Consider the following 6,528-nt stretch of genomic DNA (forward strand, 5'->3'; position numbering starts at 1 on the left):
CCTCGGCAGTTATCCACAGGCCCGGTGGATTGCTGCTGCGGGAAATCGCGGCCGATGTGAGACTCGCCCGCATGAGCAACCGCTACCGGATTCGGCCGGGGTATGTGGCCGTACGACGTGATGAGACCCGCCTCCAGATCGGCATCGACCCGCCCCGGCGGGCGATCGTGCAGGACAGCGTGGAGGTGCGCCGCCTGCTGACCGACCTCGCCGCCGGCCTCGCGGTGGAGCCCGACCACCTGCCCGGGCGGCATGCGATGCAGCAGCTCAGCAACGCAGGTCTGCTGGTCGACGCCGACCGCAGCGAGCCGCCGCCGCGAGTCTGCTTCGACGGGCCACCGACGATGGTCTCGGCGGCCCAGGCCCTGGTCGGAGCGGACCTGACCGTCGCGCCGGACCTCGTCGTGCTCCTCTCCGACGGACCACTGGACCGCGAGCGGACCGACGAGATGGTGCGCGACGGCCGGGCCCACCTCGTCGTAGAGAGCGGCCCCGACACCTGGACGGTGGGCCCGCTGGTCGTCCCGGGCGTCACCGCGTGCCTGCGCTGTGTCGATGCGACCCTCGCCGAGGAGGACGATCGCCGCGCGGTGGTGGTGAACCAGCTCATCGGCAACGAGGTGCCGACCGACGCGCTGCTGCAGTCGCTGGCGCTCTCCTGGGCCGTACGCGACGCCCGCACCCACCTCGCCGGACGCACCCCGGCCTCGTGGTCGGCGTCGGTGATCCTGACCCGTGACGACGAGCCCACCGTCCGGCCGTGGCTGCGGCATCCCTACTGCGGCTGCGCCTGGGACCTGATCGCCTCGGCCAGGGCCGAGGAGAGCGAACCGGCTTGACCAACACCGACACGTCCAGGCACCCTTACGGACATGGTCACGAAGAGCGCGCTGCGACGACGAGGCATGGGTCTCTGACCCAGATCCGTGACTAAGCGCCGTCGCGAACGTCGCCAGGCGGGTGTGCCCGCAAGGCGCCGCCTCGAAGGCATACCGGGCGTCTGTCGAGAGGCGGCAACGCCGCGGGCGCGCCCGCATGGCGGCGCGTAGCAGGCGGTTACTCACGGATCTGGGTCCGACCCCGCCTTCGCGTCAGCCTGCCCTCTTCACCTTCTAGGACCACTCTCGTGCACGAGCACACTCTCGCCCTGTCCGCACACCTCCAGGACGCCGTCGTCGCCTGCTTCGGCGAGGCCGTCGCCGGCATCGACCCCGAGCTGCGACAGGCCACCCGGCCCGAGTTCGGGCACCTCCAGTCCAACCTCCCGCTGCGGCTGGCCGGTCCGCTCGGTCTGTCTCCGCGCGACATCGGCGCCCGCCTCGTCGCCGCCCTCGATCTCGGCGACCTCGGCACCGTCGAGCTCGCCGGCGCCGGGTTCCTCAACCTGACCTGGTCCCCCGACGTTCTCGGCGGCGTGGTCGGCGACCTGTTGGCCGACCCCCGCCTGGGCGTACCCGCTCCGGAGACCCCGCAACGGGTCGTCGTCGACTACTCCTCCCCCAACGTCGCCAAGCAGATGCACGTCGGCCATCTGCGTTCCACGGTCATCGGCGACTCCCTGGCCAGAGTGCTGGCCTACGCCGGCCACGAGGTGGTGCGACAGAACCATCTCGGCGACTGGGGCACGCAGTTCGGCATGCTGGTCGAGGAGCTGCTCGGCGAGGGTCTCCACGATCCCGCGGCCGTCGCCGCCCTGGAGATGAGCGAGCTGCTCGCCCTCTACCAGCGGGCCAAGGCCCGCTTCGACGACGACCCGGACTTCGCCGACTCCGCCCGGCGCCGGGTGGTGGCACTGCAGTCGGGTGACCCGACGACCCTCACCCTCTGGCAGGCGCTCGTCGACGCCTCGATGGCGGAGTACAACGCCACCTACAGCCGGCTCGGCGTACTCCTGACCGACGACGACTTCGACGGCGAGAGTCGCTACAACCCGCAGCTTCCGGGGGTCGTCGAGGACCTTCAGGAGCTGGGCCTGCTGACCGAGTCGGCCGGCGCCCAGGTCGTCTACCCCGACGGCTTCACCGGCCGCGACGGCGCGCCGCTACCGCTGATCGTGCGGAAGGCCGACGGCGGGTTCGGGTACGCCGCGACCGACCTCGCCACGATCCGGCACCGGGTCGACGACCTGGCCGTCGACCGGGTCGTCTACGTCGTAGACCACCGGCAGAGCCACCACTTCGACATGGTCTTCGCCGTCGCCCGCGCCGCCGGCTGGCTGCCCGACTCCGTGGAGGTCCAGCACATCGGCTTCGGCACCGTGCTCGGCGCCGACGGCCGGCCCTTCAAGACCCGCTCGGGCGCGACGGTCACTCTCACCTCGCTCCTCGACGACGCCGAGGAGGCCGTAGCCGCGCGCTACGACAACCCCGAGGTCGTACGCGCCGTGGCCAACGCCGCCGTGAAGTACGCCGACCTCTCCAACCACCTCGCCCGCGACTACGCCTTCGACCTCGCCCGGATGTCGGCCACGACCGGTGAGACGGGCCCATATCTGCAGTACGCCCATGCCCGGGTGTGCAGCATCCTCGCGCAGGCACCGCAGCAGACGCACGCCATCGGCACCCTGTCGCACGCGGCCGAGCAGCGGCTCGCGCTGGAGCTGACCGGCTTCGCGCCGGTGGTCGCCAAGGTCGCCGACACCTTGGAGCCGCATCACCTCACGGCGTACCTCTACGGTCTGGCGACCGCGCTGACCGCGTTCTACGAGAGCTGCCCCGTGCTCAAGGCGGAGGGCGAGGTCAGGCAGACCCGGCTCGCATTGTGCGAGGCGACCCGGCGAGTGCTGTCAGAGGGACTCAGGCTCCTCGGCATCGAGGCGCCACAACGGATGTAGCAGTGGGACTCAGGCCCACCAGTCGGAGTCGAGCTTGGCTTCCATGGAGCGTACGTGACGGCGCGAGCAGGCCTCGCAGAACGACTTCGCACGCCCACGCTCAACCGCGGTGGTCCATGCGAGGAGGCGGTGTGGGTCGGCCTCGTAGCATCCGCAGAAATCGCAGGTCTTCATGGGTCAACGATAGGTCGAAATCCTGCGGCTCAGAGGGTGCAACACCGAAATTCTGCATCACCTGATTGTCAGAGCCGTGTTACCTCTGGGCGGGCAGCATGCAGGCCGTGTCGAGGCCCAGGACGTGGTTGAGCCGGCCGAACGCCAGCCACGATCCGAGGCACATGCTCAGCTCGACGATCTCGGTATCGGTGTAGTGGGCCGACATCCGGTCCCAGAAGGCCTGGTCGATGCCGTGGTGATCGCTCGCGTAGCGCTCCGCGTACTCCGCGGCGAGCCGGGTGCGGTCGTCGAACGCGTCCGTCGTACGCCATTCCTCGACCGCCTCGGCGAAGGACTCCTCGACCTTCTCGCCGTCTCGTTCGGTGCGCCAGTCGAGGCAGAAGACGCACCCGTTGATCTGCGCGATCCTCAGCCTGGCGGCCTCGAACTCGCGGAGTCCGAGCGTGGTGTGCTCGTATACGGCGAGCGAGAGGCCGGCGGCGGCCGGGCCGATCCCCGGGACCATCTCACCCCAGACGTACGCGATGGGGTCCTTGCCGTCGGGGACGCCGATGATCATGCGGTCACACCTTCCTGGGCGGCCCTCGCCGCACCGAGCTTGCCGGTCGCCGGACGCAGCGGGACGTCCAACGCGTCGTAGAGGCCGGGCTCCGCCTCGACGAGCCACTCGATGGCGCTGACGAGCCGCCCGACCGCGGTGGCGTTGCCGCCGGCCGCCCGGTTGCCTTCCTCGTCGCTGGCCTCGACGGTCACCTCGATCCGGGGATCACCCTCGATGATCACCCGGTGGGCACCCTCGCCGTCGGGCGGCGAGGGCCAGTGCGGGGCACAGGAGGGGTGGATGCGGGTGACGTGCTCGACGACGATGAGCGGCTCACCGCCGACGATCCCCTGGACCTCGAAGCGCACCGCCCCTTGGGTGCCCTTCTCGAAGTCACCCATCGACGTGGTGGCCACCGTCTCGTCCAGCGGCAGCCGCTCGACGGTCTCCCTGATCTCGTCGAGCTCGACCTCGAGCCCGCGGGCCATCAGCCGAACCTGGCCGCCCCACACCATGGTCGGCACGGTTGCCGCGAGCATCGGGGCGTCGTAGTCCATCGGCTGGCCCATCCCGACCAGGTAGCGGACGGAGTCGGGCTGGTCGTAGGTGGAGTAGTCGAAGATCTCCTGGCACCGGACGACGTCCACGGTGCTGCCCAGGCCGCTGACCAGCAGCGGCAGCACGTCGTTGGCCCAGCCCGGGTCGACGCCGGACACGAAGAGCGATCCGCCGCCCTCGGCGATCGCGGCGAGCACCGGCTCGCGCATCTCCGGCGGCGCGTTGCGCTGGTCGTAGAGCGCGTAGAGCGCGGGCGTGACGACGACGGCGCCGGACCGGAGCGCTCGCACGATGTCGGCGAGGGCCTCGTCCGGGCGGATGTCACCGGAGGCGGCGTACACGATCGCCTGCGGCCGCGAGGCGAGCACCGCGTCGACGTCGTCGGTGGCTGCGACCCCCAGGCGACGGCCGAGCCCGCCGAGATCCCCCGCATCCCGGCCGACCTTGGCGGGGTCGTGGACGAGCACGCTGGCGAGCTCGAGTCGTGGATGTGCCTCGACCGCCCTGATGGCGAGTCGACCGATGTTTCCCGTGCCCCAGACGCATACGGTGACCATGCGACCTCCCTGTCGCTCTGCATGAATGTTGCGAAAGCCGTGACACCCCCACCGGCATACTAGAACATGTTCTAGCAATCAGTGATGAAAAGGGAGGTCATCTTGAGCAACACACCACGACAGGACCAGTCGCGAGGCCTGTCGCGCCGAGGATTCATGCTCGGCGCGGGTTCGCTCGCGGGCGTCGGGATGCTGGGAGGAGCATTCGGAGCCGGCCCGACCTGGGCAACGGCCGCACCGTCGTCGATCGGCAACGGCGCACGGGTGCCGGTGCTGGTCATCGGCACCGGGTACGGCGGCTCGGTCGCCGCCCTGCGACTGGCGCAGGCCGGCATCAACGTCCACATGGTCGAGATGGGCCAAGACTGGTCCACGGTCGCCCCCGGCCCGGACGGCAAGATCCACCCGAAGGTGAGTGCGCCGGACTATCGGTCCTTCTGGATGCGTACCCGGACCAAGCAGCCCCTCAGCAACTTCCTCGGGTTCCCCATCGACAAGGACGTCCCGAAGTACGCCGGGATCCTCGACGCCGAGGACTTCGCCGGGATCTCCGTCTACCAAGGACGCGGCGTCGGCGGTGGCTCGCTCGTCAACGGTGGCATGGCCGTCACCCCGAAGCGGGAGAACTTCGCTGCCATCCTGCCCTCGGTGGACGCCGCGGAGATGTACGCCACCTACTACCCGCGCGCCAACGCCGCCCTCGGCGTCGGGTCGGTCGATCCCGACTGGTTCGAGCGGACCTCCTACTACCAGTACTCCCGTGTGGGCCGGAAGCACGCTCAGCGCTCGGGCTTCGCCTGGACGTTCGTCCCGGACGTGTACGACTGGGACTACATGGTGGCCGAGGACAACGGCAGCGTCCCGAAGTCGGCGTTGGCGCAGGAGGTCATCTACGGAAACAACCACGGCAAGCGGACCCTGCCGAAGACCTACCTCGCCCAGGCCGCGGCCACCGGGAAGGTCACGATCTCGTCTCTGCACCGGGCCACGTCCGTCCGGCCCGGTGCAGCGGGTGGGTACGACGTCGTCCTCGAGCAGATCAACACCGCCGGCGACGTGGTGGCCACGAAGACGGTCAACGCGGGCAAGGTGTTCTTCGCCGCCGGCAGCGTCGGCACGAGCAAGCTGCTGGTGAAGCTGAAGGCGACCGGCGCGCTGCCCGCGCTGAACGGCGAGATCGGCCAGGGCTGGGGCGACAACGGCAACGTGATGGTCGGACGCGCCAACCACATGTGGGACCCGACCGGTGACGTGCAGTCGACGATCCCGTGCTCGGGCATCGACAACTGGGACGCCGGCGGAGCATTCGCCGAGGTGGCGCCGTTGCCTGCCGGTCTCGAGACGTTCGCATCCTTCTACCTCGCGATCACCAAGACCCAGCGCCGAGCGGCGTTCAGCTACAACTCGACCACCGGCAAGGTCGACCTGTCCTGGCAGACCGCCTGGAAGCAGGACTCCATCACGATGGCGAAGACGATCTTCGACAAGATCAACAAGACGGAAGGGACGATCTACCGCACCGACCTGTTCGGCACCAACAAGATCTGGGGCGACCACCTCACCTACCACCCGCTGGGTGGTGCGGTCCTGAACAAGGCCACCGACAACTACGGCCGACTGCACGGGTACGACGGGCTCTACGTCATCGACGGCTCGCTCATCCCCGGCAACACGAGCGTCAACCCGTTCGTCACGATCACCGCCCTCGCGGAGCGGAACATCGAGCGGATCATCGCCACCGACCTCTGACCGGCCGGAGGTAGGTGCCGGAAAGGGTAGGACCGGCCGGTCCGAGGGTTTCTCGGACCGGCCGGTCATCTTCCACACCCGCGATCAGAGGGGTGAGGTCTTCTGCCCTGTGA

6 protein-coding genes are annotated in these 6,528 nt (G+C 69.5%); 3 read left to right on the plus strand and 3 right to left on the minus strand.

Annotated elements, in window-relative coordinates:
* Nucleotides 1-71 precede the first annotated feature (71 nt).
* Both ACFVJS_RS25330 and argS read left to right on the plus strand, forming a co-directional pair.
* Entirely contained in the window at nucleotides 72-839 is a 768-nt protein-coding gene (locus ACFVJS_RS25330) for a hypothetical protein (RefSeq protein ID WP_378886176.1), read from the plus strand.
* A 308-nt stretch (nucleotides 840-1,147) separates the two neighbouring features.
* A complete protein-coding gene (argS, locus tag ACFVJS_RS25335; protein ID WP_378886184.1) occupies nucleotides 1,148-2,833 on the plus strand; it encodes an arginine--tRNA ligase in 1,686 nt (561 codons plus the stop codon).
* 9 nt (nucleotides 2,834-2,842) lie between these two features.
* Here the strand turns inward: argS and ACFVJS_RS25340 are convergent, their stop codons facing one another.
* The 3 genes from ACFVJS_RS25340 to ACFVJS_RS25350 all read right to left on the minus strand — a co-directional run bounded on the left by ACFVJS_RS25340 (nucleotide 2,843) and on the right by ACFVJS_RS25350 (nucleotide 4,666).
* Complete coding sequence (locus ACFVJS_RS25340; protein WP_165113975.1) at nucleotides 2,843-3,007, minus strand: hypothetical protein; 165 nt, start codon at nucleotides 3,005-3,007, stop codon at nucleotides 2,843-2,845.
* A gap of 79 nt (nucleotides 3,008-3,086) precedes the next feature.
* Complete coding sequence (locus tag ACFVJS_RS25345) at nucleotides 3,087-3,569, minus strand: carboxymuconolactone decarboxylase family protein (RefSeq protein WP_378886178.1); 483 nt, start codon at nucleotides 3,567-3,569, stop codon at nucleotides 3,087-3,089.
* Complete coding sequence (locus ACFVJS_RS25350; RefSeq protein WP_378886180.1) at nucleotides 3,566-4,666, minus strand: dihydrodipicolinate reductase; 1,101 nt, start codon at nucleotides 4,664-4,666, stop codon at nucleotides 3,566-3,568. Before ACFVJS_RS25350 ends, ACFVJS_RS25345 begins: the two co-directional genes overlap by 4 nt.
* A 102-nt stretch (nucleotides 4,667-4,768) precedes the next feature.
* Between ACFVJS_RS25350 and ACFVJS_RS25355 the strand changes: the two genes are divergently transcribed.
* A complete protein-coding gene (locus ACFVJS_RS25355; RefSeq protein WP_378886182.1) occupies nucleotides 4,769-6,415 on the plus strand; it encodes a GMC oxidoreductase in 1,647 nt (548 codons plus the stop codon).
* Nucleotides 6,416-6,528: the final 113 nt, after the last annotated feature.

Origin of the sequence: Nocardioides sp. NPDC057772 (assembly GCF_042798075.1) — a bacterium.
Classification (GTDB): Bacteria; Actinomycetota; Actinomycetes; order Propionibacteriales; family Nocardioidaceae; genus Nocardioides.